This window comes from Mesorhizobium sp. M7A.F.Ca.CA.002.04.1.1 (genome assembly GCF_004022805.1).
In the GTDB taxonomy this organism is placed as follows: Bacteria; Pseudomonadota; Alphaproteobacteria; order Rhizobiales; family Rhizobiaceae; genus Mesorhizobium; species Mesorhizobium ciceri.
Window position 1 is genome coordinate 1 of the sequence record NZ_RZPL01001351.1, and the last position, 384, is coordinate 384.

At 68.8% G+C, this 384-nt stretch carries 1 pseudogene; it reads right to left on the reverse strand.

Annotated elements, in window-relative coordinates:
- Nucleotides 1–384 (reverse strand): annotated as a pseudogene (locus ENZ75_RS34170) (cobyrinic acid a,c-diamide synthase); the annotation flags it as partial.

Genomic DNA, 384 nt, shown 5'->3' on the forward strand with positions numbered 1-384 from the left:
CGCCAGTAGGCGGCGACATGCGGATAGAGGAAGGTGAAGGCGGCATCCTCGGCCAGCGCGATGCGTTGGCCGGGCGGCGCCAGCGCGTCGTCGAAACCGCCGGGCGCGGGGGTGAGGGGCGTCGCCAGGGCCATGATCGCATCGAGATCGAGCGACTTTTCCGCCATGTCGGCCAGCCGGTCGAGATGCGCCATCAGGTCGTCATATTCGCCAGCCTGGACAAGGCCGAGATGCCGCTCGGGCAGGTTCAGAGTGGGATCGCGCAGGATGGCGCCGACGACCGGCAGGCCGATCGCCTCGATGGCCTCGCTGCACAGCTTGCGGTGCCGCTCGCTGCCCAGCCGATTGAGCGCGACACCGGCCATGCGCACGTCAGGATCATAG